This is a genomic window from Enterobacter sp. DC1, assembly GCF_000568075.1.
Lineage (GTDB): Bacteria > Pseudomonadota > Gammaproteobacteria > Enterobacterales > Enterobacteriaceae > Enterobacter > Enterobacter asburiae.
The window spans coordinates 42,927-64,543 of sequence record NZ_AZUA01000008.1 but is presented as its reverse complement, the minus strand read 5'-3'; the positions used below and the strand labels follow the sequence as shown (position 1 = coordinate 64,543).

The 21,617-nt window shown below is 56.5% G+C and carries 22 protein-coding genes; 9 read left to right on the top strand and 13 right to left on the bottom strand.

Features of this window, described 5'->3' with window-relative positions; all coding sequences use genetic code 11:
- Nucleotides 1-2: 2 nt before the first annotated feature.
- A complete protein-coding gene (gene acpT / locus P346_RS03410; RefSeq protein WP_032662180.1) occupies nucleotides 3-620 on the top strand; it encodes a 4'-phosphopantetheinyl transferase AcpT in 618 nt (205 codons plus the stop codon).
- On the opposite strand, the gene arnF is transcribed toward acpT, so the two are convergent.
- The 8 genes from arnF to P346_RS03450 form a co-directional block, all read right to left on the bottom strand.
- Nucleotides 568-957 carry a 4-amino-4-deoxy-L-arabinose-phosphoundecaprenol flippase subunit ArnF gene (gene arnF, locus P346_RS03415; RefSeq protein WP_032662177.1) on the bottom strand — a complete coding sequence of 130 codons (390 nt, stop codon included), beginning with the start codon at nucleotides 955-957 and terminating at the stop codon, nucleotides 568-570. The genes acpT and arnF overlap by 53 nt on opposite strands.
- On the bottom strand, nucleotides 954-1,292 hold the full coding sequence (arnE, locus tag P346_RS03420; protein ID WP_071995995.1) for a 4-amino-4-deoxy-L-arabinose-phosphoundecaprenol flippase subunit ArnE: 339 nt from the start codon (nucleotides 1,290-1,292) through the stop codon (nucleotides 954-956). Before arnE ends, arnF begins: the two co-directional genes overlap by 4 nt.
- Nucleotides 1,289-2,944, bottom strand: coding sequence for a lipid IV(A) 4-amino-4-deoxy-L-arabinosyltransferase (arnT, locus tag P346_RS03425; RefSeq protein WP_032662164.1), 1,656 nt, complete (start codon nucleotides 2,942-2,944; stop codon nucleotides 1,289-1,291). Before arnT ends, arnE begins: the two co-directional genes overlap by 4 nt.
- Complete coding sequence (gene arnD / locus P346_RS03430; RefSeq protein ID WP_032662162.1) at nucleotides 2,941-3,843, bottom strand: 4-deoxy-4-formamido-L-arabinose-phosphoundecaprenol deformylase; 903 nt, start codon at nucleotides 3,841-3,843, stop codon at nucleotides 2,941-2,943. The genes arnT and arnD overlap by 4 nt, the downstream gene beginning before the upstream one ends.
- Nucleotides 3,840-5,822 (bottom strand): bifunctional UDP-4-amino-4-deoxy-L-arabinose formyltransferase/UDP-glucuronic acid oxidase ArnA, encoded by a 1,983-nt coding sequence (gene arnA, locus P346_RS03435; RefSeq protein ID WP_032662160.1) that lies wholly within the window; start codon nucleotides 5,820-5,822, stop codon nucleotides 3,840-3,842. The genes arnD and arnA overlap by 4 nt, the downstream gene beginning before the upstream one ends.
- Nucleotides 5,819-6,802: an undecaprenyl-phosphate 4-deoxy-4-formamido-L-arabinose transferase gene (arnC, locus tag P346_RS03440; protein ID WP_023333737.1), complete on the bottom strand. Its 984-nt coding sequence runs from the start codon at nucleotides 6,800-6,802 to the stop codon at nucleotides 5,819-5,821. The genes arnA and arnC overlap by 4 nt, the downstream gene beginning before the upstream one ends.
- A 1-nt stretch (nucleotide 6,803) precedes the next feature.
- Nucleotides 6,804-7,943 (bottom strand): UDP-4-amino-4-deoxy-L-arabinose aminotransferase, encoded by a 1,140-nt coding sequence (gene arnB / locus P346_RS03445; RefSeq protein WP_032662159.1) that lies wholly within the window; start codon nucleotides 7,941-7,943, stop codon nucleotides 6,804-6,806.
- A gap of 450 nt (nucleotides 7,944-8,393) precedes the next feature.
- A complete protein-coding gene (locus P346_RS03450) occupies nucleotides 8,394-8,900 on the bottom strand; it encodes a phenolic acid decarboxylase (RefSeq protein ID WP_024908855.1) in 507 nt (168 codons plus the stop codon).
- 99 nt (nucleotides 8,901-8,999) lie between these two features.
- Here P346_RS03450 and P346_RS03455 point away from each other — a divergent pair, with 99 nt between their 5' ends.
- Nucleotides 9,000-9,881, top strand: coding sequence for a LysR family transcriptional regulator (locus tag P346_RS03455; protein ID WP_032662157.1), 882 nt, complete (start codon nucleotides 9,000-9,002; stop codon nucleotides 9,879-9,881).
- 32 nt (nucleotides 9,882-9,913) lie between these two features.
- Nucleotides 9,914-10,708, top strand: coding sequence for an SDR family NAD(P)-dependent oxidoreductase (locus tag P346_RS03460; protein ID WP_032662155.1), 795 nt, complete (start codon nucleotides 9,914-9,916; stop codon nucleotides 10,706-10,708).
- Between the two features lie 5 nt (nucleotides 10,709-10,713).
- On the opposite strand, the gene P346_RS03465 is transcribed toward P346_RS03460, so the two are convergent.
- Entirely contained in the window at nucleotides 10,714-11,241 is a 528-nt protein-coding gene (locus P346_RS03465) for an NlpC/P60 family protein (protein ID WP_032662154.1), read from the bottom strand.
- Nucleotides 11,242-11,480: 239 nt separating this feature from the next.
- On the opposite strand from P346_RS03465, the gene P346_RS03470 reads away from it, so the two are divergent.
- Nucleotides 11,481-12,143, top strand: coding sequence for an HAD family hydrolase (locus P346_RS03470; protein ID WP_014885577.1), 663 nt, complete (start codon nucleotides 11,481-11,483; stop codon nucleotides 12,141-12,143).
- Nucleotides 12,144-12,238: 95 nt separating this feature from the next.
- On the opposite strand, the gene P346_RS03475 is transcribed toward P346_RS03470, so the two are convergent.
- Together P346_RS03475 and P346_RS03480 are read right to left on the bottom strand one after the other, a co-directional pair.
- On the bottom strand, nucleotides 12,239-13,264 hold the full coding sequence (locus P346_RS03475) for a TerC/Alx family metal homeostasis membrane protein (RefSeq protein ID WP_023333744.1): 1,026 nt from the start codon (nucleotides 13,262-13,264) through the stop codon (nucleotides 12,239-12,241).
- Between the two features lie 166 nt (nucleotides 13,265-13,430).
- Complete coding sequence (locus tag P346_RS03480) at nucleotides 13,431-13,829, bottom strand: potassium channel family protein (protein WP_032662153.1); 399 nt, start codon at nucleotides 13,827-13,829, stop codon at nucleotides 13,431-13,433.
- A 318-nt stretch (nucleotides 13,830-14,147) separates the two neighbouring features.
- Here P346_RS03480 and P346_RS03485 point away from each other — a divergent pair, with 318 nt between their 5' ends.
- Nucleotides 14,148-15,482: an MFS transporter gene (locus tag P346_RS03485; RefSeq protein WP_032662152.1), complete on the top strand. Its 1,335-nt coding sequence runs from the start codon at nucleotides 14,148-14,150 to the stop codon at nucleotides 15,480-15,482.
- Between the two features lie 37 nt (nucleotides 15,483-15,519).
- Here P346_RS03485 and P346_RS03490 read toward each other — a convergent pair whose 3' ends face one another.
- On the bottom strand, nucleotides 15,520-16,257 hold the full coding sequence (locus P346_RS03490) for an IclR family transcriptional regulator (protein WP_023309548.1): 738 nt from the start codon (nucleotides 16,255-16,257) through the stop codon (nucleotides 15,520-15,522).
- 169 nt (nucleotides 16,258-16,426) lie between these two features.
- Between P346_RS03490 and P346_RS03495 the strand changes: the two genes are divergently transcribed.
- Nucleotides 16,427-17,119, top strand: coding sequence for an RraA family protein (locus tag P346_RS03495; RefSeq protein WP_032662151.1), 693 nt, complete (start codon nucleotides 16,427-16,429; stop codon nucleotides 17,117-17,119).
- Complete coding sequence (locus tag P346_RS03500) at nucleotides 17,119-18,057, top strand: NAD(P)-dependent oxidoreductase (protein WP_032662150.1); 939 nt, start codon at nucleotides 17,119-17,121, stop codon at nucleotides 18,055-18,057. The genes P346_RS03495 and P346_RS03500 overlap by 1 nt, the downstream gene beginning before the upstream one ends.
- A 32-nt stretch (nucleotides 18,058-18,089) precedes the next feature.
- Here P346_RS03500 and P346_RS03505 read toward each other — a convergent pair whose 3' ends face one another.
- Complete coding sequence (locus P346_RS03505; RefSeq protein ID WP_029740248.1) at nucleotides 18,090-19,286, bottom strand: NAD(P)/FAD-dependent oxidoreductase; 1,197 nt, start codon at nucleotides 19,284-19,286, stop codon at nucleotides 18,090-18,092.
- Between the two features lie 228 nt (nucleotides 19,287-19,514).
- On the opposite strand from P346_RS03505, the gene pitA reads away from it, so the two are divergent.
- Together pitA and P346_RS03515 are read left to right on the top strand one after the other, a co-directional pair.
- Complete coding sequence (pitA, locus tag P346_RS03510; RefSeq protein ID WP_008503116.1) at nucleotides 19,515-21,014, top strand: inorganic phosphate transporter PitA; 1,500 nt, start codon at nucleotides 19,515-19,517, stop codon at nucleotides 21,012-21,014.
- Between the two features lie 186 nt (nucleotides 21,015-21,200).
- Complete coding sequence (locus P346_RS03515) at nucleotides 21,201-21,608, top strand: hypothetical protein (RefSeq protein ID WP_032662149.1); 408 nt, start codon at nucleotides 21,201-21,203, stop codon at nucleotides 21,606-21,608.
- Nucleotides 21,609-21,617: the final 9 nt, after the last annotated feature.

Below are 21,617 nucleotides of genomic sequence, written 5' to 3'. Positions count from 1 at the left end.
CTATGTACCAGTTTGTACTGGGAAAAATCTCCACCCTTTGCGAGGACCCGCTGGCGTCAGCGCTCGCAGACAGGGCGCCTCAGGGTGCCCGACAGGCCTCCTGGCTGGCCGGGAGGACGCTGCTCGCCAGAACGTTATCCCCTCACCCACTCCCCGACATCATTTACGGCGAGCAGGGCAAACCGGCCTTTGCGAAGGGTCATCCGCTGTGGTTTAACCTGAGCCACAGCGGTGACGATATCGCCCTGCTGATGAGCGATGAAGGCGAGGTCGGCTGCGATATCGAAGTGATTCGCCCGAGGAAAAACTGGCAGGCGCTGGCTAATGCGGTATTCAGCATGACGGAGCATGACGAGCTGGAGCGTGAAGCGCCCGAGGAACGGCTTTCCGCCTTCTGGCGTATCTGGACGCGTAAAGAAGCGATTGTGAAACAGCGTGGCGGCAGCGCCTGGCAGATTGTCAGCATCGACAGCACCGCGCAGACGCACGCGGTCAGTCAGCTACAGGTCGGCTCGCTGAGCCTTGCCGTCTGCACATCGACCCCTTATACCCTGACCCACGAGTCGATTATTCACGTTGGGACATTCGGGGCAGAAAAATCACTAACACGCCCAGAATAATAAACCCGACGCCCACCAGCCCGTGCCAGGAGAAGCGCTCTCCCCAGCCGGGCAGCAGGATCGCGGCGCCCCACACCAGAATATAGCTGAGGCTCAGCAGGGCATAGGCTTTGCTGAGCGCCATACGGTGCAGCGCCAGATACCAGCAGCCCATCGAGGCCACGTACCCCGTCAACCCCAGCAGCAGCGCACCCGTGCCGGACGAGAAGTGCCACAGCGCGGAAACAAACGCCAGGATCTCACTGACCGGTGGCAATGCCTGCATGGCATTGCGCAGCAGCAGCTGCGCCGCGCTGACTAACAGCACGCTGCATAAGGCCCAGAATGCACCTTTCACAGGCTCCCTCCCAGGATAACAATCCCAATGATGATGAACCCCACCCCCAGCCAGTGATGCGCAGCAACGTGCTCACGCCAGAACGCCTTCGCCGCCAGCGTCACCCAGACAAAATTGAGGCTCAGCATAGGGTACGCGATGCCGACGGGCAGGCGTTGCAGCACCACCAGCCAGACCAGCATCCCGCAGCCCAGCGCCAGCAGTGCCAGGCCAAGCCACAGCGCGATATGCGCCCCGCGCCGCCCGGCTTTCGCCGGACGGGTGGCCTGTTTCTGACACAGCTGGCCCGCACAGCTGAGCAGGCTTGCCAGTATCAGCCAGATCCAGGTCATCACTTCGGCAGGTACTCCAGCAAGGCCAGACGCCCCTGGATATACAGGCTGTCCGGTTTCGGCAGATTTGCGCGCGCGATTTCATCGTGTTTTGACAGAAGAATCACCAGCGATACGCGCCCCTGCTGACGATGCTCCGCCAGCCACTGCGCGAAATCATCTTTATCAACATAACGATCTTTCGCATCGGGATAATCCAGCCCGTAGCGCAGTTCGCCGCTCTGATCGAACATCGTGATGTCATTGCGCTTCAGCTCCCACGCCAGGCCCGCGGCCACGCCCACGTTATTGGCCAGCACGAAGCGGCTTTCCTGAAGCGGCTCGCGCACGGTATCGACCAGCGACTGCGGCTGTTTGGAATCCACTACCAGGTTCGGAATGGCAAAACCAATCAGCAGCGCCAGCCCGGCAGGGCACAGTGCCGCCAGCCACCAGCGCTGCTGGCTCTGTCTGAACGTAAACCAGCCTACCGCGGCCCAGATGAGGAACGCCACCACCGCACAGAAGACTTTATACAGTTCGACCGACGTCCAGACCGGATGCTTAGACAGTCCCCACGGCGAGACCACCAGCGCCGCCACCACGCCGATAATGCCAAACGCCAGGTTAATCCCGCCGTTAATGCGTAACGCTCTGGCACCTTTTTCCGCCGCGAGGCAGGCATAGCGCGCCATCAGGATAGCCAGCGGGGCAAAGCACGGCAGGATATAGGTCGGCAGCTTGCCTTTGGCGATGCTGAAGAACAGCAGCGGCATCACCACCCATCCCAGCAGATAGAACCCGCCACCCGCGTTTTGTCTGTCATTCCAGCCGAGACGAAACGCGCCGGGCAAAAGCGCAAGCCACGGCAGGCTGCCCGCAATCAGGAACGGTATGTAGTACCAGAACGGGGCTTTGTGCTGCGCGTCGCTCTGGGCAAAACGCTGAATATGCTCAACCCAGAAGAAGTAACGCCAGAAGTCAGGCTCACGCTGGGCAATAGCCAGCCCCCACGGCAGAACAATCAGCACGCAGCTCAGGATCGCGAGCCAGCCAAAAATCAGCACCTCTTTCCAGCGCTTCTGGGCGATCACCCACGGCAGCACGCCAATCACCGGTACCGCCAGCGCCAGGAAGCCTTTGGTCATCACCCCCATCCCGCAGGCCAGCCCAAGCAGCACATAGCCACCCGCTTTTCCTGCAACGGTTTGTGCCTGTGAGGCCAGCCAGAAGCTGCACATCGCCGCCACCAGCCACAGGGTGATGATAGGATCCAGCACCGCATACGTGCCGATGCCATACACCAGGAACAGGGTCAGGAAGATAAGACCGGCGAAAATGGCGGTCCGCTTATCTCGCCAGAGACGCCAGGCCATCCAGATAACCAGCAGCGCCGCTAACCCGGTAGAGAATATAGAACCGGCGCGCACGGCGAGGTTGGAGTGCCCGAACAGCAGCTGCCCGATGCTGTTGATCCAGTAGCCAGCAATCGGTTTTTCAAAGTAACGCAGCCCCAGAAAATGCGGGACAACCCAGTCTCCGGATGCCAGCATTTCGCGGCTGATTTCCGCATAGCGCGTTTCATCAGGCTGCCAGAGCAGACGGACATCGACCGGAATGAGGTAGTAAACGATAAACAGTGCGAAAAGCGCTAAGCCATAACGGGCTGTTTTCATGGGACCGGACTCACGGTTTGTTGATAGCCAAGCCAGCCTTCCCGGCCAGCCATTTCATTGCGTACGACTTTACCCACGGGCAGGGTGCTGAGGTCGTCCGGCAGCAGCTCGCTCAATGGGCAAAATTCAATGCCCTCCTGAGCGGCCATCGTCAGCAGTTCGTCGAAATCATGCTGATACGCAATCCCTTCCACTTCGGCATGGATGGTATACACCGGCGTGCCGGCGTCACGATGGATGCGGTCCAGAATGTAGCGATTGAACTCATCAGCCTTCACCTCGCGCCCGACCACTTCATCCCAGGTAGGAAGCGTGACCGGAATTTGCACGGTACCGTAGCGATTTTCGCCTAACAGCGGCAAAAAGGGCCCGGTTCCGCGGCAATCGCTGTTGTAGCGAAACGCGAAGGCTTCTTTGGCCTTCACGACGCGCTGATCCGCACGCCATCCCGCCACGGCGGAGCAGCGCACGGGCTGACCGGTAATGGCCTCCAGCTCCAGCATCCCACGCTCAACCTCACGGGACAGGCGCGGGATATCCCAGACGCCCGCCCAGGCTTGCCAGGCATGGTGGTCCCAGGCGTGCAGACCCACCTCATGTAGCCGGGCCGCCTCTCGGATAACGGCTTCATTACCCGCGCCGATACGTCTGCCGGGCCAGGCGGTGCCGGCCAGCAAAATATCCCAGCCGTAGAGGGATGCTGCGCGCGAGCGCAGCATTTTGAACAGAAATGCCGGTTTAACCAGACGCCATAAATGGCGTCCCATGTTGTCAGGCCCCACGCTGAAGAAAATGCTGGAACGCACACCGTGCTTGCTCAGCAGTTCCAGCAGTTTGGGTACGCCGTCACGCGTTCCCCTGAAGGTGTCGACATCAATGCGTAAACCGACTTTTTTCATGAGTCCTGTTCCGACAGCTCCACGGTGCGCAGGAAGAAATCGAGCGTCTCATCGATGGTCAGCTCCATCTTCACCGTCGGCGTCCAGTTCAGGCAGCGCTTCGCGTTGCGAATGCTTGGCTTACGGTGCTCAACGTCCTGATAACCTTTGCCGTAGTAGCTGCTGCTTTCCACTTCGCGGAAGCCGGCAAACGGTGGGAATTTATCGCGCAGCGGATGACGCTCAAAGCTGGCCAGCAGCATCTCTGCCAACTCGCGAATGCTCGCTTCGTTGTCCGGGTTACCGATGTTGATGATTTCACCGTTGCAGCGGTTATCTTTGTTTTCGATGATGCGGAACAGCGCTTCGATACCGTCGCTGATATCGGTAAAGCAGCGTTTCTGTTTCCCGCCTTCGATAAGCTTAATTGGCGAGCCTTCCACCAGGTTCAGGATCAGCTGGGTGATCGCACGGGAGCTGCCGATACGCGCCGCGTTCAGGTTATCCAGACGCGGGCCCATCCAGTTGAACGGACGGAACAGAGTAAAGCGCAGGCCCTCTTTCTCACCGTAGGCCCAAATCACGCGGTCCAGCAGCTGTTTGGAGACGGAGTAAATCCAGCGCTGTTTGTTGATCGGCCCGACCACCAGGTTGGAGGTGTCTTCATCGAAGTTCTTATCGGTACACATGCCGTACACTTCAGACGTGGACGGGAAGATGATGCGCTTGTCGTATTTCACGCAGTCGCGGATGATCTTCAGGTTCTCTTCGAAGTCCAGCTCGAACACGCGAAGCGGGTTACGGGTGTACTCAATCGGGGTGGCAATGGCGACCAGCGGCAGCACCACGTCGCATTTTTTAATGTGGTATTCGATCCACTCGGAATGGATGCTGATATCCCCTTCCACGAAGTGGAAACGCGGGTTATCGAGGAAACGGCTGATCGCATCTGAGCCAATATCCAGACCGTAGATCTCGTAGTTATCGTCTTTGAGCAGACGTTCTGTCAGGTGGTTACCGATAAAGCCGTTCACGCCGAGGATCAGCACGCGGGTACGGCGTTTGATGGCAACAACCGGTGCGCTGGTGATCAGCGCCCCGGCCACCAGACCCAGAGACTGTGCCAGCTGCGTGCCCTGAACGTACAGGCCGTTGTCGGTTTGTCCGGTGACGATCTCCAGCGCCTGCTCGCCGCAGCTCACAATCAGCGGGGAGACAGAGACGACGGTGCCCGGTTTGGCAGCAGGGATGTCGTCACGCACGCGGGATTTCCAGACGATAAATTTGCTTACGCCAGCAAAGCTGTACGCGCCCGGCCACGGATCGGTCACGGCACGCACCAGGTTGTGCAGCTGGCGGGCGGGCTTGTTCCAGTCCAGACGGCCATCTTCCGGCGCGCGGCGGCCGAAGCTGCTTGCCTTGCTCTCATCCTGCGCGGTCTCGCTGAAGGTGCCGCTGAGGATGGCGGGAAGGGCATCACGCAGCAGCGTCTGCGCCGTTGCATTCAGCTTTTGATGCAGCTGCAGCGCCGTTTCGTCCGCATCAATAGCGACCTTCTGCTGTGCCACGATAGCGCCCGCGTCAGCACGGCGCACCATGCGGTGCAGCGTCACGCCCGTTTCCGTTTCACCGTTCACCAGCACCCAGTTCAGCGGAGCGCGGCCACGGTAGGCGGGAAGCAGAGAGCCGTGAAGATTAAAGGCGCCTTTTGCGGCCAGACCTAAGATCTCGTCGGAAAGCAGATTGCGATAGTAGAACGAGAAAATCACGTCAGGCGCGAGCGCGCGGATGCGATCCACCCACAGCGGGTGGTTTACATCGTCCGGTGCATAAACCGGGATCCCGCGCTCGGCGGCGATACGCGCCACGGAGCCAAAAAAGTTATTCTCTCCGGCCGTGTCCGGATGGGTAAAGATTGCCGCAATGTCATAGCCCGCTTCCAGCAGGGCCAGCGTGCCCGTGCACCCCATATCGTGATAGGCAAATACAACAGCTTTCATGGGTGAATTTCCTCTTGAGATGCTTTGTGTTCCTGACGGACAACACGTTGAATAAAGTAGCGCGGACGCGCGCGAACATCGTTATAGATACGGCCAATGTATTCACCGAGAAGGCCCATCCCGACAAACTGGGCGCCGATGAACATAAACAGCACGGCAAAGAGCATGAAGACCCCTTCCGCCGCCCACTGCGGGCCAAAGACCAGTCGCAGCACCACCAGCAGAACGGACAGCGCAAACCCGGCCACGGCGATGATGCTGCCGAAAACGCTCAGCAGACGCAGCGGCGTGGTGGTCAGGCAGGTGATGAGGTCATACATCAGGTTGATGAGACGCATAAAGCTGTACTTCGACTCCCCGTGCTCGCGCTCGGCATGCAGAACCGGAATTTCCGTTGCCTTGCGGGCAAAGGTGTTGGCGAGGATCGGAATAAAGGTGCTGCGCTCATGGCAGTGCAGCATCGCGTCGACAATGTGGCGGCGGTAGGCGCGCAGCATGCAGCCGTAATCGCCCATCGCTTTACCGGTCGTTCGCTGGATAAGACGGTTGATGGTGCGTGAGGCCAGCTTGCGGAACAGACTGTCCTGACGGTTCTGACGCACCGTGCCGACCACGTCATAGCCTTCATCGGCTTTGGCGACCAGACGCGGGATCTCTTCCGGCGGGTTTTGCAGGTCAGCGTCCAGGGTGATGATCAGATCGCCCGTGACGTGGCTAAACCCCGCCATAATCGCCGAGTGCTGGCCGTAGTTGCGGTTGAGCAGCACGGCAACAATATGGCTGCCTTCTGCCTGCGCGGCCTCAGTCAGCATCAGCGCGGAATTATCGCTACTGCCGTCATCTACCAGCAGAATTTCATAAGCCTTGCCCATCGTGTCGCAGGCGGCGGTTGTACGGCGGATCAGTTCGGGCAGGCTCTCCTGCTCGTTATAAACCGGGATTACCACGGAAACTTTTTGTACGGGCGGTGCACTGAACATATCAATGTCCTGCAAGCTGATGGAGTGCGGTAATGACGCGGGTTGTGTCGTCATGAGTCATGTCCGGGAAAAGAGGGAGAGAACAAATACGCGCGCTATTCCATTCAGAATTCGGGAGCGATACATCAGGAAAACGCTCGCGGTAGTATTTTTGGGTGTGCGCCGCGCGGAAGTGGAGGCCAGTACCGATGCCTTTCTCTTTCAGCGCCGCCATCAGGCTGTCGCGGGAAATTCCGCAGCGCGCTTCGTCAACGCGAATAATAAACAGGTGCCAGGCGTGCACGTGCGGCCATGACGGAATGGTGAGCGGCTGGAACGGCGTATCGGCAAGCTCACGCAGATAGCGTTCAGCAATTTCCTGGCGGCGCCTGTTGGCCTCTTTCAGCTTGCCTAACTGCACCAGCGCCAGCGCGGCGTTGATGTCCGCCAGGTTGTATTTATAGCCCGGCGCGATCACTTCCGCCTGCGGCGCGCGGCCGTGCGTCTGGCGGTCATAGGCATCTACGCCCAGGCCATGGAATTTCAGGCTGCGGATCCGCTGCGCCAGCTGGGCATTATCCGTGACGACTAAACCCCCTTCCGCGCAGGTCATATTTTTAATGGCGTGGAAGGAAAAAATCGCCGTTCCTTTCCAGCCCACATGACGGTTCTTGTAGTAGGTTCCGGCGGCATGGGCCGCATCTTCAATAACCGGAATACCGTGACGTTCACCGATGGCATGAATGGCGTCGATTTCACACGGCGCGCCGGCATAATGAACGGGAATAATGGCTTTGGTACGCGGGGTAATGGCGGCTTCAACGGCTTCTGGCGTCACCATTAATGTATCTTTGTCCACATCGATCATGACCGGCGTGGCGCCCAGCAACACGATCATATTCAGCGTAGATACCCAGGTCTGGGAAGGGGTAATAACTTCATCGCCCGGGCCAATATCCAGCGCCATCAGCGTGACGTGCATACCCGCGGTGGCTGAACAGACGGCAATCGCATGCTGATTCCCGGTAAGCTGACAGAATGCCTCTTCAAGTTCCTGATTCTTTGGCCCAGTGGTGATCCAGCCCGACATCAAAACGTCCTGAAGCGCCGCAATTTCCTCAGCGCCCATCGACGGTCGCGAAAAAGGCAGAAAATCACTCATTATTAATTTCCTTGCTGTATTAAAGGCGTCATCTTTTACTGCGCTGTCGTAATGGGCAGCTCAATGGAATCATGCAAGATGGTTATTAAATAAAGACCAAATAAAATTAAGTCGCTATTACAGTTATGTCAACAAACCATCAACTGAAGCAAAAGTAGCGTCGTTTTCTTAGGAAAAAATTAAGACAGGTGAGAAGCAGAAGGGAAACAGCACATAGAAGGGAATAGAAAATCGTTTTACAACAGCAAGATAGTGATTCTAACTATTTTTTTGTTTTTTGCGGGTGGACTCACAGCGATTACTCTACTATTTCATTTCGTTTACATTAAAATTATAAGAAAAGTAAATGAATACTCAACCAAAATAAAAATCCCGGAGGTTTGGAGGGAATTCCGTCATCCTCCGGGAACTTTCTATTAATATCAATTGTCGCGGAATCAACTGTCGCGCTTAGTTAAGATTAGCAGGAAAATCATTCGGCAATTCACTGGCCGCACAGGCAATAACGCTTTCATTATTGGCACCGCAGTCGCGCACAAAGGTGATCGTAGCAAATTCATCAATCACTTCCGTTGGATACGCCGGACCCGCATCGCGATAGCTGTTCATCAGCGGAATATGATCGTTCTGGAAGCAGACGGTTTTTTCCGGATTGTTCATGACCCAGCGTGGGAAGAAGATGGTGCCGTGGAACAGCTTGTCGCCCAGGTTCACGATCAGGCTGACGTCGGTACCGGTTGGCTCGGTCCAGGAAATTTTATAGATGCTTTCCCCTACCCGCACGATGTAAGCCTGCTGATCTTTCACCCAACGGTTGGCCACGAGACCGCTGTGAATACGGTAATCAAGCGTAGTCTCATTTTTTACGTAAATCTCGTAGTTCCAGCCGTTATCGTAGGTATATACAAGATGTTTGCCAACGAAGCCGCTTAAGTCGTGTTTGTCGAAGGTGTTCATAAGATGTCTCCTTTGTTTTGATGAGACGATCGTACCCCTTCAAAAAATGAATGAATAACGCTATGTTTTAATCAAATTCATCCAAATTTTAGATAAATCATGCATAAGACGACGCTGGAACAATGGGCTTTACTGGAAAGAGTGGTGGAAGCGGGCAGCTTTGCCAAAGCCGCGGAAGAAACCCACCGCAGCCAGTCCTCGGTGAGCTATAACCTGTCGCTGCTGCAGGAGCGACTCGGCGTGGCGCTGCTGGTGCCGGAGGGGCGACGGGCGGTGTTAACCCCGGCCGGAGAGCTTCTTCTCAACCAGGTTAAACCGCTGCTGAAAGCTTTTTCGTACGTTGAGACGCGCGCAGCAACCCTTCGCAACGGGATGCGCACGCGGTTAGATCTGGTGGTGGACTCCATTTTCCCGCGCCGCCGCCTGTTCGCTATCCTGCGTCAGTTCCAGCAGCAGTATCCTCAGACCCAGGTCCGTCTCACCGAGGTGCTGGAAAATACCCGCGCCGACGCCATTAACGACGAAGCCGATGTGATGGTCTTAACCCGCCGCCAGGATATCACCGGGCTCGGCGAATGGCTGATGAATATCGACTTTGTTGCCGTGGCCCATTCCCGGCATCCCCTCTTTCACCTCGACGCGCCGCTCAATGATGAGATGCTGCGCCCGTGGCCGCTCATCCAGATTGCGGACAGCCAGCCCGCCGCGCGTGCGGCCGGCGAGTCGTGGACCTTCTCCACCATCGACGCCGCCATAGAGGCCGTCGTCTCTCAGGTCGGCTACGGCTGGCTGCCAGAGGAACGCATCCAGACCCAGCTGGATCAGGGCGTACTGAAACGCCTGCCGCTGAGCCACGGCGCGCGCAGGGCAACGCCGCTACACCTGATTGTTAAGCGTTCCCTCGCCCCGCTTGATGAACAGGTTGAGACGCTATTGCGCCTTTTTAGCCAGGAGCCGTCATCCTCACCTGCTACGCTTTAAGGTCCGAACGTTAAATCGAGAAGGAGCAGATGATGAAAATCGACTTTGCGGGGAAAGTGGCGCTGGTGACCGCCTCAACCGGCGGGATCGGGTTCGCCATTGCCAGAGGTCTGGCAGAAAGCGGTGCGGAAGTGATCGTCAATGGCCGCAGCACGGAATCGGTGAATAAAGGCATTCAGCAGCTCCAGCAGGTGGTGCCGGGCGTGCAGGTGCGCGCCGCGATTGCCGATCTCAGCACGGCGGAAGGGGTCGAGTCGCTTCTGAAGGTGGCGAATAACGTCGATATTCTGGTCAACAACGCCGGGATTTACGGTCCTCAGGATTTCTATGCCACCGACGATGAGACCTGGGAGCGTTACTGGCAGACCAACGTGATGTCCGGCGTGCGCCTTTCCCGCGCCCTGCTGCCGGGCATGGTGCAGAAAGGCTGGGGACGCGTGGTGTTTATCTCCTCCGAGTCGGCCTGCAATATCCCGGCGGATATGATCCACTACGGCGTGACCAAAACGGCGCAGCTCTCGCTGGCGCGCGGGCTGGCGAAGTTCGTGGCGGGGAGCGGCGTGACGGTGAACAGCGTCCTGCCGGGCCCGACGATGTCTGACGGTTTCGCAGAGATGATGAAAGATGGAATCGAAAAAACCGGCAAATCGCTGGAGCAGCTGGCGAAAGAGTTTGTGATGGCCAACCGCCCCAGCTCGGTTATCCAGCGCGCGGCCACGGTTGAAGAGGTAGCCAATATGGTGATTTATGTCTGTTCGACCCAGGCCTCCGCCACCTCGGGCGCGGCGCTGCGCGTCGATGGTGGCGTAGTGGATGACATCATCTGATGCTGTCAGGCCGCACTGCCTGCAATGCGACGGGCGGTAATGTAGTGTGCCTGCCAGTAATCATCCGTCAGGGTTGAAACCGTTACGCCCTGACTGGTTGAGGCATGAATAAACTGGTTTTTGCCAATATAAACGCCGACGTGCTTGCGGTTCGGGCCCGTCTGGAAGAAGACCAGATCGCCGGCTCTCAGGCGGTATTGTGCCACCTGCACGCCGCGATGGATCTGTTCACTCGTCGTGCGCGGCAAATTAAGATGCGCCGCATCGGTGAACAGGTGCTGCACGAGCGCGGAGCAATCCACCCCGCGATGCGTGGTTCCGCCCCACTGGTACTGGGTGCCTTTCCACTTCTGGTATTGATCGAGAATACGCGAGCGCAGCGGGCCTGTTTCCTGATGCGCCAGCGCAGATTTCGCCGGTGATGCTGCCAGCTCGCTGTTCATCGATAACATCGACGCTGGAAGTTGAAAGCTGAACGCAGAAAACGAAGCAAAACTTAACGTGAGGATTGAAATAAGCGATCTAAGAGTCATATCAAGAAAGAAGTAGTGAGTGAGTTTTTCCTTACCTGTGGGGGCCAATGGTTCCCCTAAATATCTTGCGATGTGGCGATAATATAGACAGCTCGTTTTTTCACCAATTGTTATCGAGGCCAAAAATGGACTCACTTTGAGATCGCAAGATCGAGAAAAAAAGAGTGTTGATATAAGGACTGTCCAGCTAAAGCAGGTAAACTGATCCGCAGAATGTGTATTTCAGCTAAGACGTATTTATGACCAATATGATTGCCGACGAGACGGTGGCTAAATCCAGCGTGCTCTCTGTCTTTGACTTTGACGGGACATTAACGCACCACGACAGCTTTATTCCTTTCCTGCGTTTTGCCTTCGGTAAACGTTACTTCGCGGGCCGCCTGGTGCGCATGGCGCTGCCTACGCTCCACTGCGTGCGCCGCAAGCTGACGCGCGATGAGCTGAAGGAAGTGCTGATCAAAACGTTCCTGACGGGCGTGGATGAACACTGGCTGCGCCAGCAGGCGGAAGCCTTTTGCGAAAAATACTGGAACAAGCTGATGCGCCCTGAAGGGGTTCTGGCGGTGGCGGCTGAGGTAAATTCCGGTGCGGAGGTGACCATCTGCTCCGCGTCCCCGGCGCTGGTGCTCCAGCCGTGGGCTGATAAGCTCGGCATTAAGCTGATTGGCACGCAGCTGGAAGTGAAAGACGGCAAGCTGACGGGGCGCATCACGGGCAATAACTGCCGCTGCGCCCAGAAGGTGGCAAGGCTGGAAAAAGTGTATGGCGATCTGAACGCCTATCACCTGCGCGCCTGGGGCGACACCCGCGGCGACCACGAGCTGCTGGCGGCGGCGCAGGATCCGCACTGGCGACACTTCCATCACCCGCGCAAGCGCCGGAATTCACCGATTAAGGGTTAGGTGCGGTCTGGTGCCCTCACCCCGGCCCTCTCCCACAGGGAGAGGGAGAAAATCAAACCGTAGGCCCGGTAAGCGAAGCGCCACCGGGCGATGCATCAGGCAGTACGTTTCCCCGGGAACATCACGCTCGCAATAATCCCCAGCGCCAGCACGCCTAATACCACAAACAGGCTGGCCGTGGCACCAATGCTGTAACCGTGATGCCAGAAGTGGTCGGTGGCATTTAACCCCAGCTTGAACGCCACGAAGAACAGCAGCAGCACCACGGCTTTCTCGAGGTGCACCAGATACTGCTTCAGCGCTTCCAGCACGAAGTAAAGCGTACGCAGGCCGAGAATAGCGAACATCATTGCGCTGTAGATAATCAGCGGCTCGCGGCTCACGGCAATAATGGCCGGCACGGAGTCAAAAGCGAACATGACGTCAGAGAGCTCGACGACGGCTACGCAAAGCAGCAGCGGCGTCGCATAGCGCTTCGCCTTCTTCACGCGTCCGACCATCACGTCCTGGTTTTCCGGTTTTTCAAGCTCCGCATCCACCTCTTTCTGGGTCAGAATAAAGGCGTTGCTGCTGATTTTCGGCCAGACCGGATAGAAGCGCTTCACCAGGCGATAGGCGAGATGACCCGAGTAATCCTCCACTTCGTCGCTCTCTTCATTGCGCCTGAGCATCATCACCGCCGTCCAGCCGACGACCAGCGCGAAGATCACCTCAACGTACGGCCCCAGGCTTAACAGGCTGGTGCCGATAGCCACAAAGATGCCGCGGAAGACAATCGCCCCCAGCACGCCCCAGTAGAGCACGCGGTGACGGTACTTATCCGGCACGCCGAACCAGGCGAAGATCGCCATCATCACGAACAGGTTATCGACGGAGAGCACCTCTTCCAGCGCATAGCCGGTGAGGAACAGGCTCGCCATTTCGGCGCCGTGGTGAACATACAGGAATCCGGCGAAGGCCATCGCCATCATGACCCAGAAAATGGACCACATCGCCGCGCTTTTCAGCGAGACGGGTTTATCGTGACGGTGCATAAAGAGGTCGATAAACATCGCCCCAACGGCCATCACCACAAAGACAACAACGGTTTCCGTCGGGAAACCGAGATGAGCAGCAGACATACAAAACCCTTTTGGCAGACAAAACACAACACCATGCAAACTGGCGTAAACCAGGAACAGAAAAGGGCGGGCCGTTAATCAGCCTCTTCGCCCTCAAAATCGCAGCCTTCTGGCCGCGCAAGGAGGGGTACTTTACCTTACCCGACGGGGTTCGTGCATCTGCCGTTTAGGCGCTCATGCCGCGCAAACGCTGCAGCACCGCCACCAGAACCGCCACGGACCAGCCCACCATCAACGCGCCCACCAGCCCTTCCACGCCGCCGATGAGCCGCCAGTGCTGGGGTAGCGTGACGTCGCCGTATCCTACCGTCGCGTAGCTCACCAGCGAAAAGTAGAAGCTGGTGTTCCAGTCATTAAACGCGTCGATGGCAGAATAAAACGCAGCAAACAGTCCGGCCTCAAGAAGATGGGCGAAGATCATGGAGATGACGATACCGACGTTGCGTAACACAATACGTACCGCAGAATCGACTTCTAACGTAATGAATTTTAAAACGCCAAACATCCACAGCGAATGGATCACCACGGTGAGGGTAAGCAAAATAATAATACTGAGTAGCTGCATGATGCGTGCTCGACCAAAAGGGATATGGCCCCGCGAACGAGGCGGGGCATCTGGTCGAAGCTTAGTTGAATGGCGAGGAAAAGTTGGTGCAATAATTGCGCTGCGTGATTATTCCCCTTGCAGCGTGCCCTCTTTGCGGCTGGTTCGACTGCTTTGAGCGATATATCTGAAGCGCACTATCTGTGAGTCACCTCTTATTTACATCATTTAAACCTTCCATTAACTGGATAAAAATCACGCGCCGTCGCTATAGTGGTTTTGTTTAATAAAACTAAGTTGTACCTAATAAAACAAAAGAACAAACCCTGCGAGGACACAATGACAGAACATTTACGTAACGGCGCTACCGCCACCGAGGACATAGAAAGAGAGACGATGCGGAAGGTGATCTGGCGTATTCTCCCGTTTCTGATTGTCAGTTACCTGGTCTCCATTATCGATCGCGGGAATATCGGCATGGCTTCGCTGCAGATGAATGAGGACCTTGGCCTCAGCAAAGCCGCGTTTGGCTTCGCCAGCAGCCTTTATTTCGTGGCCTATTTTTTGTTTGAAGTACCCAGCAACCTGGCCATGCAGAAAGTCGGCGCCCGGCTGTGGATCCCGCGCATTATGATCAGCTGGGGCATCGTCTCCATGTGTATGGCCCTGGTGCAGAACACTACGTCGCTCTATATCGTCCGTTTTCTTCTCGGTGCTGCAGAGGCGGGCTTCTTCCCGGGCGTCGTGCTGTATCTGACCTGGTGGATCCCGTCCCGCTATCGCGCACGCATTATTGCGTCCTTTATGGTCGCTATTCCGCTCGCTAACTTCATCGGCTCGCCGCTTTCCGGGTTGATACTGTCACTGGATGGCTGGCTGGGTCTTCGCGGCTGGCATCTGCTGTTCATTATTGAAGGCTTGCCGGCGGTGCTGCTGGGTATTGCAGCCTGGTTTATTCTTCGGGATCGCCCTCATCAGGCGAGCTGGCTTAGCAGAGAACAGAAACAGTGGCTGGAAACCACGCTTGAGACCGAGCGTAGCCAGCAAAAGAACATTGGACACCAGACCACGTGGCAGCTGCTGAAGCATCGCCAAATCTGGCTGATGGCGCTGATTTACGCGGGCGCATCGTCCGCGGGCACCACCATCAGCGTCTGGTCTCCTCAACTGCTTAAATCCTTCCATCTCGATAACCTTGAGACAGGTCTGTTTAACGCCATTCCTTACGGTCTGGCATCGGTTCTGATGATTGTATGGGGACGGAATTCCGATCGTACCAACGAACGCCGCTGGCATACCGCGCTCACGCTGTTCATGATTGCCGCCGGCGTGTTCGCCGCCTTTGTAAGCGTCTCGCTGTCTGCCACGATCGTTATCCTCAGCATTATGCTGATAGGCGCTTATTCAATGAAAGGGCCTTTCTGGGCGCTGGCGTCCGGTTGGATGAGCAGTACCTCAGCGGCGGCGGGACTGGCCGCGATCGGCGCCATCGCAAACCTGATAGGCGGGGCGGTGATGGTAAACGCGTACGGCATTATCAATGAGCGGACGGGCAGCTACACGCTGGCTATGCTTCCGCTGGCCGCGCTGTGCGTGGCCGGGGGCATCGCGGTGCTCATTATGGGCCGACAGGCCCGCCGCGCTCAGCTACACGAAAAACAGGTTACGCATTAGCGATGACAGAAGCGGGACATTTGTCCCGCTTCTGCGTTTAAAGATTTTCTTCCGCCGCGTCGCTCGTTTCACCAAAGAACTGCTGACAGAAGGGCTTGCTGGCACCCATTTTCTGCGACAGACGGCTTGCAGCCGCCTTCATCAACTGCCCTATCTCCTTCTCACGACGATCTTCCGTCAACCGCGAGATGGGGCCGGTCAGGGCTAACGCCGCAACCAGCTTGTCGTGAACGCCGAAGACAGGCATCGCAAACGCAGCGGTGTGGGGATCGCGTGCGCCTGACGTGTAGAATGGGAGTTCAGCGTCTTCCTCCGGCAGGCTTTCATTGAGCCCCCAATGACGCAATACCTTACTGATGGCCGAATTATCGAGCGGGAACTGGCTGCCGGGAAGATTGCTGTGTCGCAGGCCGTGCGACGCTTCAGCGCGAAACAGGCAAAGCCGCTGCCCTCCCTCCAGCACATACCAGCTGGCACTTTCCTGAGACGCCAGGGATAAGGCCTGAAGCTCTGGCTGAACCACCCGGGAAAGATGGAAAGATTGTTCATACAGCTTGCCGAGGTAAAGCAGACGTGGGCCCAGCGCATAATTGCCGTCTTCATGCCTGACGACGTAATTCATCCGTTCAAGAGAATTCATCAAGCGGTAAACCGTGGTTTTGTGATAACCCGACAGCTGTGCCAGCGCGGTCAGCGTCAGGCTCTCATCCCCAGGACGGAAGCAATCCAGTAAAGCCAGCGCTTTTTCAACCGCTACAACGCCTTCATTCCCCATCATTATCTCCTTGTTAGCCCGGCAGTGAGTGTACCTCAAATTTTGTGAGTCACTTCGTGTTTACATCACAAACGCCATCTCGGATCTGGCTAAAAGGAAAGCAACACCGCTATAGTTGTTTTGTTCTGTACACCTGCATTGTACTCAGTAAAACAATATGGAGGCATTTATGTCCGTTACTGATAAAAAACCGATTAATCGCCAGTTCGAGCGCGTTTCTGCTGAGGACGTTCGTCGGGCTGCCGAGTATCAGGCAGCTATTCTGGCCGACGTGGCCGGTCGCCGCGGTACGCTTCATGGCCGCATCAAACCGCTGGCCCCACACATGTCCGTTGCGGGTCCGGCCATCACCGTTGAAGTCCGTCCGGGTGATAATCTGGCGATTCATGCCGCGATGGCGGTGGCGCAGCCCGGCGATGTCCTGATCGTCGATGGCAAAGGCGACCTGAGCTGCGCGCTGCTGGGGGAAATCATGGCCACTCAGGCTCAGGCGAGCGGCATTGCGGGCATTATTATTGACGGGGCTGTACGTGACGCCGATACCCTGAGCAAAGGTCTCTACCCCGTCTTTTCTGCCGGTCTGAACCCCTGCGGCCCGACAAAGTTAATTTCTGGCCGGGTGAATCATCCCATTTCAGTCGCCGGGGCGACGGTTCAGGCCGGGGATCTGGTTGTCGCGGATATCGACGGCGTGGTCGTTATCCCGCGCGATGAGGTTCAGGAGGTTATCGCTCTGGCAAAAGAAAAGCTGGAGATGGAGACCCGGCGTCTTGCCGCCATCCGTGAAGGCGATTTACGTCCACACTGGCTTGATGACGCGCTTCGTAAGGCAGGTATGTTGAGCGACGGGGAGACGCTGTGATGGGGGGCAAAGACGTAGTTCTGGTTACAGGAAGCGACCTGGCGGAGCAGGCCATGGTCATGTTACAGGGCTTTGAGGTAGTGTTTGCGGGCCGCCAGCCCACAGAAGATGACCTGATCGCGCTGTGTAAACGACACAATCCTGTGGCGATCCTGGTACGTTACGGCAGGATCACCGCGAAAGTTATGGATGCCGCCCCGGCTCTGCAGGTTATTTCCAAGCACGGAAGCGGGATCGATGTGATAGACCAGACGGCAGCGGCCGAGCGCAACATCGCCGTCCGGGCTGCGCCAGGCGCAAACGCGGCGGCAGTGGCTGAACATACCTGGGCGCTGATCCTCGCCTGCGCAAAGTCAGTGGTGCCTCTGGACAAGCGGCTGCGAGACGGGCACTGGGATAAGGCGACGCATAAATCCATTGAACTGGAGGGCTTAACCCTAGGGCTCATCGGATTAGGTGCCATCGGCTCGCGCGTGGCGGCTATTGGTCACGCTTTCGGCATGAAGGTGCTGGCTTACGATCCTTACGCGAAGTCCATGCCTGCCCTGTGCGAACGCGCAGAGACGCTGAACGGACTTCTTTCCCGTTCCGATGTTATCTCTTTACACTGTCCGCTGACCGATGAGAATCGGGGGATGATCAATAGCGAGACGCTTGCACACTGCAAGCGGAACGCAATTCTGGTCAATACGGCACGCGGTGGGCTGATCGACAGTGAATCGTTACTGGCGGCGCTCAGGGATGGCACGCTGCACAGCGCAGCGCTGGACAGCTTTACCCACGAGCCGCTAACCGCGCCGCACCTCTGGCAGTCCGTAGAAAACGTGGTTATTTCACCGCATATTGGCGGCGTTACCGCAGCGTCATATATCAAGATGGGGACCGTGGCCGCGAGCAATATTCTGGCCGTGACGGACGTCCCCCCCGTCGGTCCGTAAAGCCATCCGCGACGAGTGGCAGTGATCTTATGTCACTTGTCTTCTGCCAGCGCCTGAGCACACGCCCAGGCACTTGCCCATGCCCACTGGAAGTTGTACCCGCCGAGCCAGCCGGTCACATCCATCACTTCGCCAATAAAATAGAGCCCCGGCACGTTGCGTGCTTCCATAGTGCGGGACGAAAGCTCATTCGTGTCAACGCCACCCAGCGTCACTTCCGCCGTACGGTAGCCTTCGGTGCCGTTTGGCTGAACGCGCCAGTTTGTCAGGGTTTCCACCAGCATCTCCTGCTCGCGGCTGTTAAGCTGCTTAAGCGACACGTCCGGGATCTGCCCCAGCGCCTGCAAACATTCCACCAGACGTTTTGGCAGCTGCATTGCCAGGGTGTTTTTCAGGCTTTGATTCGGGTGCGCGGTACGCTGCTCGTTAAGGAACGCGTCGAGATCGCAATCGGGGAGCAGATTCACCGTGACAAACTCCCCCGGCTGCCAGTAGCTGGAGATTTGCAGTACCGCCGGGCCGGAGAGGCCGCGATGGGTAAAGAGCAGATTTTCGCGGAACACCGTCCCGTCTTCGGCGGTAATGACCGAGGGAACAGACACGCCAGACAGCGTCTGAAGCTGTTCAAGAAGCGGTTTGTGCAGCGTAAACGGCACCAGCCCGGCGCGAGTGGGCAAGACTTTAAGGCCAAACTGTTCGGCAATCTTATAGCCGAACGGGGAGGCGCCCAGTCCCGGCATAGACAGGCCGCCGCTGGCGATCACCAGGCTATCCGCGCTGACGGTTTCACCGTTCAGCTGCAGCGTATAGCCCTGGTCGTCGCGGGCGACCTCCAGCACTTCCGTGCGCAGGCGCATGACAACGCCGCCCTTCTCGCACTCGGCCACCAGCATATCGACAATCTGCTGCGCGGAGTCGTCGCAGAACAGCTGTCCCAGCGTCTTTTCATGCCACGCGATGCCGTGCTTACCCACCAGGTCGATAAAATCCCATTGGGTGTAGCGCGCCAGCGCAGATTTACAAAAATGACGGTTTTGGCTCAAATAGGCCGCGGGTTCAACATACAGATTAGTAAAGTTGCAGCGCCCGCCGCCGGACATCAGGATCTTACGGCCGGGCTTTTTACCGTTATCCAGCAGCAGCACGCGACGACCCGCCTGTCCGGCCATTGCCGCACAAAACATACCCGCCGCACCGGCGCCAATTACCACGGCATCAAACCTTTCCACGTCAAAACCCTCTTTGTTAACTGCCGCGGATTGTAAAGTTTCCTCTGTGGTCACACCAGCGTAAAAAGATATTACAAAGCCATTCCATTGAAATTTAAAGAATATCCTTTCTGGTGCTTTTCTCAAATCAGGTGGTATGTCAAAAAAAGTCTATATTTCACTTTGCCCGCCGCGCATTTGTCCTGGATAATGCGCCGCGTTCATGTCCTCAAAATGGCGTAACGTCCTATGCTACATTTGTTTGCCGGCCTGGATTTACATACCGGGCTTTTATTATTGCTTGCTCTGGTTTTTGTACTGTTTTACGAAGCGATCAACGGCTTCCACGACACTGCAAACGCAGTAGCGACGGTTATCTACACTCGCGCAATGCGATCGCAGCTTGCGGTTGTTATGGCGGCGGTATTTAACTTTTTTGGTGTCCTCCTGGGCGGACTGAGCGTTGCGTATGCCATCGTGCATATGCTGCCAACGGATCTGCTGCTTAACGTTAGTTCTGGCCATGGCCTCGCTATGGTGTTCTCAATGCTGCTTGCTGCAATTATCTGGAACCTCGGTACCTGGTATTTCGGCCTGCCTGCATCCAGTTCTCACACCCTCATCGGCGCGATTATCGGTATCGGGTTAACGAATGCCCTCATGACCGGTACCTCGGTTGTTGATGCGTTAAATATCCCGAAAGTACTGGGGATCTTTGCCTCACTCATCGTCTCCCCTATCGTGGGTCTGGTGGTGGCTGGCGGGCTGATCTTCATCCTGCGTCGTTACTGGAGCAATACCAAAAAACGCTCCCGTATTCACCTGACGCCGGCAGAGCGTGAAAAGAAAGACGGCAAGAAAAAGCCGCCATTCTGGACGCGTATTGCCCTGATCATTTCCGCTATCGGCGTGGCTTTCTCACACGGCGCGAACGATGGTCAGAAAGGCATTGGTCTGGTGATGCTGGTACTGATTGGCGTTGCACCGGCAGGATTCGTGGTCAACATGAATGCCTCCGGCTACGAAATCACCCGTACCCGCGATGCGGTAAATAACGTCGAAACCTATTTCCAGCAGCATCCTGAACTGCTGAAGAAGGCGACGGGCGTTGACCAGTTAATCCCTTCTCCGGAAGCCGGTGCCACGACTGCACCAGGCGAGTTCCACTGCCATCCGGCAAACGCGATTAACGCGCTGGAACGTGCGAAAGGCATGCTGGGCAATATCGAAAGTTATGACAAACTGACCGTTGAGCAGCGTGGTCAGCTGCGTCGCATTATGCTGTGCATCTCTGATGTGACGGATAAAGTGGCGAAGCTGCCTGACGTGAATGCGGACGACCAGCGTCTCCTGAAGAAACTGAAAGGCGATATGCTCAACACCATCGAGTACGCGCCAATCTGGATCATCATGGCCGTCGCGCTGGCGCTCGGTATCGGTACGATGATTGGCTGGCGTCGTGTGGCGACCACCATCGGCGAGAAGATCGGTAAGAAAGGCATGACCTATGCGCAGGGTATGTCCGCGCAGATGACGGCGGCAGTGTCTATCGGTCTGGCGAGCTACACAGGTATGCCGGTATCCACCACCCACGTACTCTCTTCGTCCGTGGCAGGTACCATGATTGTTGACGGTGGCGGTCTGCAGCGCAAAACCGTGACCAACATTCTGATGGCCTGGGTGTTCACCCTTCCGGCATCCATCCTGCTGTCTGGCGGTTTGTACTGGATTTCGCTGAAGCTGATTTAATCGGTTGAAGACGACAAAAAAGCGGGTCAGGAAACTGACCCGCTTTTTTTATGGCTGTTTTTTTTACTCAATCCAGTGCTGTAATCAGGACAATCTGAACACTATCTGTTCAGATTTTTACTGCACAAATAACTATTATCCTCGCGAATGTTCTCAGTCCAAACAACACCCATGACGGAATAGACTATGCCATTCAAAACGGCTATTAAATGGATTCATCGCCTTGTTACCGTTTCGCTTCTGGTTCTGGTCATTGGATTTCTCTGGTTAAACCATCAGCCCAATCAGCGAAATAGCGATGAGCTACAGCACGTTTATAAATTATCCGATAGCGTCTGGCTCTATATGACCGTGAACAATCAGGCTGGCACAACCGTACAACCAATCTACCGTTACTATCTCTCGGGGGCGCTTGCAGGGAAAGACACTAATATTATCCATCAGCTTGCTATGAAGTATCCGGTAATCGAAGGTACAGGCACGATAACCTCGGCCAGTATTGATACAAGCGGGGAAGTGAACATTGCCTATAGCGGAAAGGTTATTTCGATTGAGAACAATATCTCCAGTCTCCGGTTCTCAGTTAAGCCCTGAGCCAGATGA

Bases quoted from the DNA above. Each gene is read 5' to 3' on its own strand.
- acpT (WP_032662180.1), top strand. From the start codon at position 3: ATGTACCAGTTTGTACTGGGAAAAATCTCCACCCTTTGCGAGGACCCG.
- arnT (WP_032662164.1), bottom strand. From the start codon at position 2,944: ATGAAAACAGCCCGTTATGGCTTAGCGCTTTTCGCACTGTTTATCGTT.
- arnD (WP_032662162.1), bottom strand. From the start codon at position 3,843: ATGAAAAAAGTCGGTTTACGCATTGATGTCGACACCTTCAGGGGAACG.
- arnA (WP_032662160.1), bottom strand. From the start codon at position 5,822: ATGAAAGCTGTTGTATTTGCCTATCACGATATGGGGTGCACGGGCACG.
- arnC (WP_023333737.1), bottom strand. From the start codon at position 6,802: ATGTTCAGTGCACCGCCCGTACAAAAAGTTTCCGTGGTAATCCCGGTT.
- arnB (WP_032662159.1), bottom strand. From the start codon at position 7,943: ATGAGTGATTTTCTGCCTTTTTCGCGACCGTCGATGGGCGCTGAGGAA.
- P346_RS03450 (WP_024908855.1), bottom strand. From the start codon at position 8,900: ATGAACACCTTCGACAAACACGACTTAAGCGGCTTCGTTGGCAAACAT.
- P346_RS03455 (WP_032662157.1), top strand. From the start codon at position 9,000: ATGCATAAGACGACGCTGGAACAATGGGCTTTACTGGAAAGAGTGGTG.
- P346_RS03460 (WP_032662155.1), top strand. From the start codon at position 9,914: ATGAAAATCGACTTTGCGGGGAAAGTGGCGCTGGTGACCGCCTCAACC.
- P346_RS03465 (WP_032662154.1), bottom strand. From the start codon at position 11,241: ATGACTCTTAGATCGCTTATTTCAATCCTCACGTTAAGTTTTGCTTCG.
- P346_RS03470 (WP_014885577.1), top strand. From the start codon at position 11,481: ATGACCAATATGATTGCCGACGAGACGGTGGCTAAATCCAGCGTGCTC.
- P346_RS03475 (WP_023333744.1), bottom strand. From the start codon at position 13,264: ATGTCTGCTGCTCATCTCGGTTTCCCGACGGAAACCGTTGTTGTCTTT.
- P346_RS03480 (WP_032662153.1), bottom strand. From the start codon at position 13,829: ATGCAGCTACTCAGTATTATTATTTTGCTTACCCTCACCGTGGTGATC.
- P346_RS03485 (WP_032662152.1), top strand. From the start codon at position 14,148: ATGACAGAACATTTACGTAACGGCGCTACCGCCACCGAGGACATAGAA.
- P346_RS03490 (WP_023309548.1), bottom strand. From the start codon at position 16,257: ATGGGGAATGAAGGCGTTGTAGCGGTTGAAAAAGCGCTGGCTTTACTG.
- P346_RS03495 (WP_032662151.1), top strand. From the start codon at position 16,427: ATGTCCGTTACTGATAAAAAACCGATTAATCGCCAGTTCGAGCGCGTT.
- P346_RS03500 (WP_032662150.1), top strand. From the start codon at position 17,119: ATGGGGGGCAAAGACGTAGTTCTGGTTACAGGAAGCGACCTGGCGGAG.
- pitA (WP_008503116.1), top strand. From the start codon at position 19,515: ATGCTACATTTGTTTGCCGGCCTGGATTTACATACCGGGCTTTTATTA.
- P346_RS03515 (WP_032662149.1), top strand. From the start codon at position 21,201: ATGCCATTCAAAACGGCTATTAAATGGATTCATCGCCTTGTTACCGTT.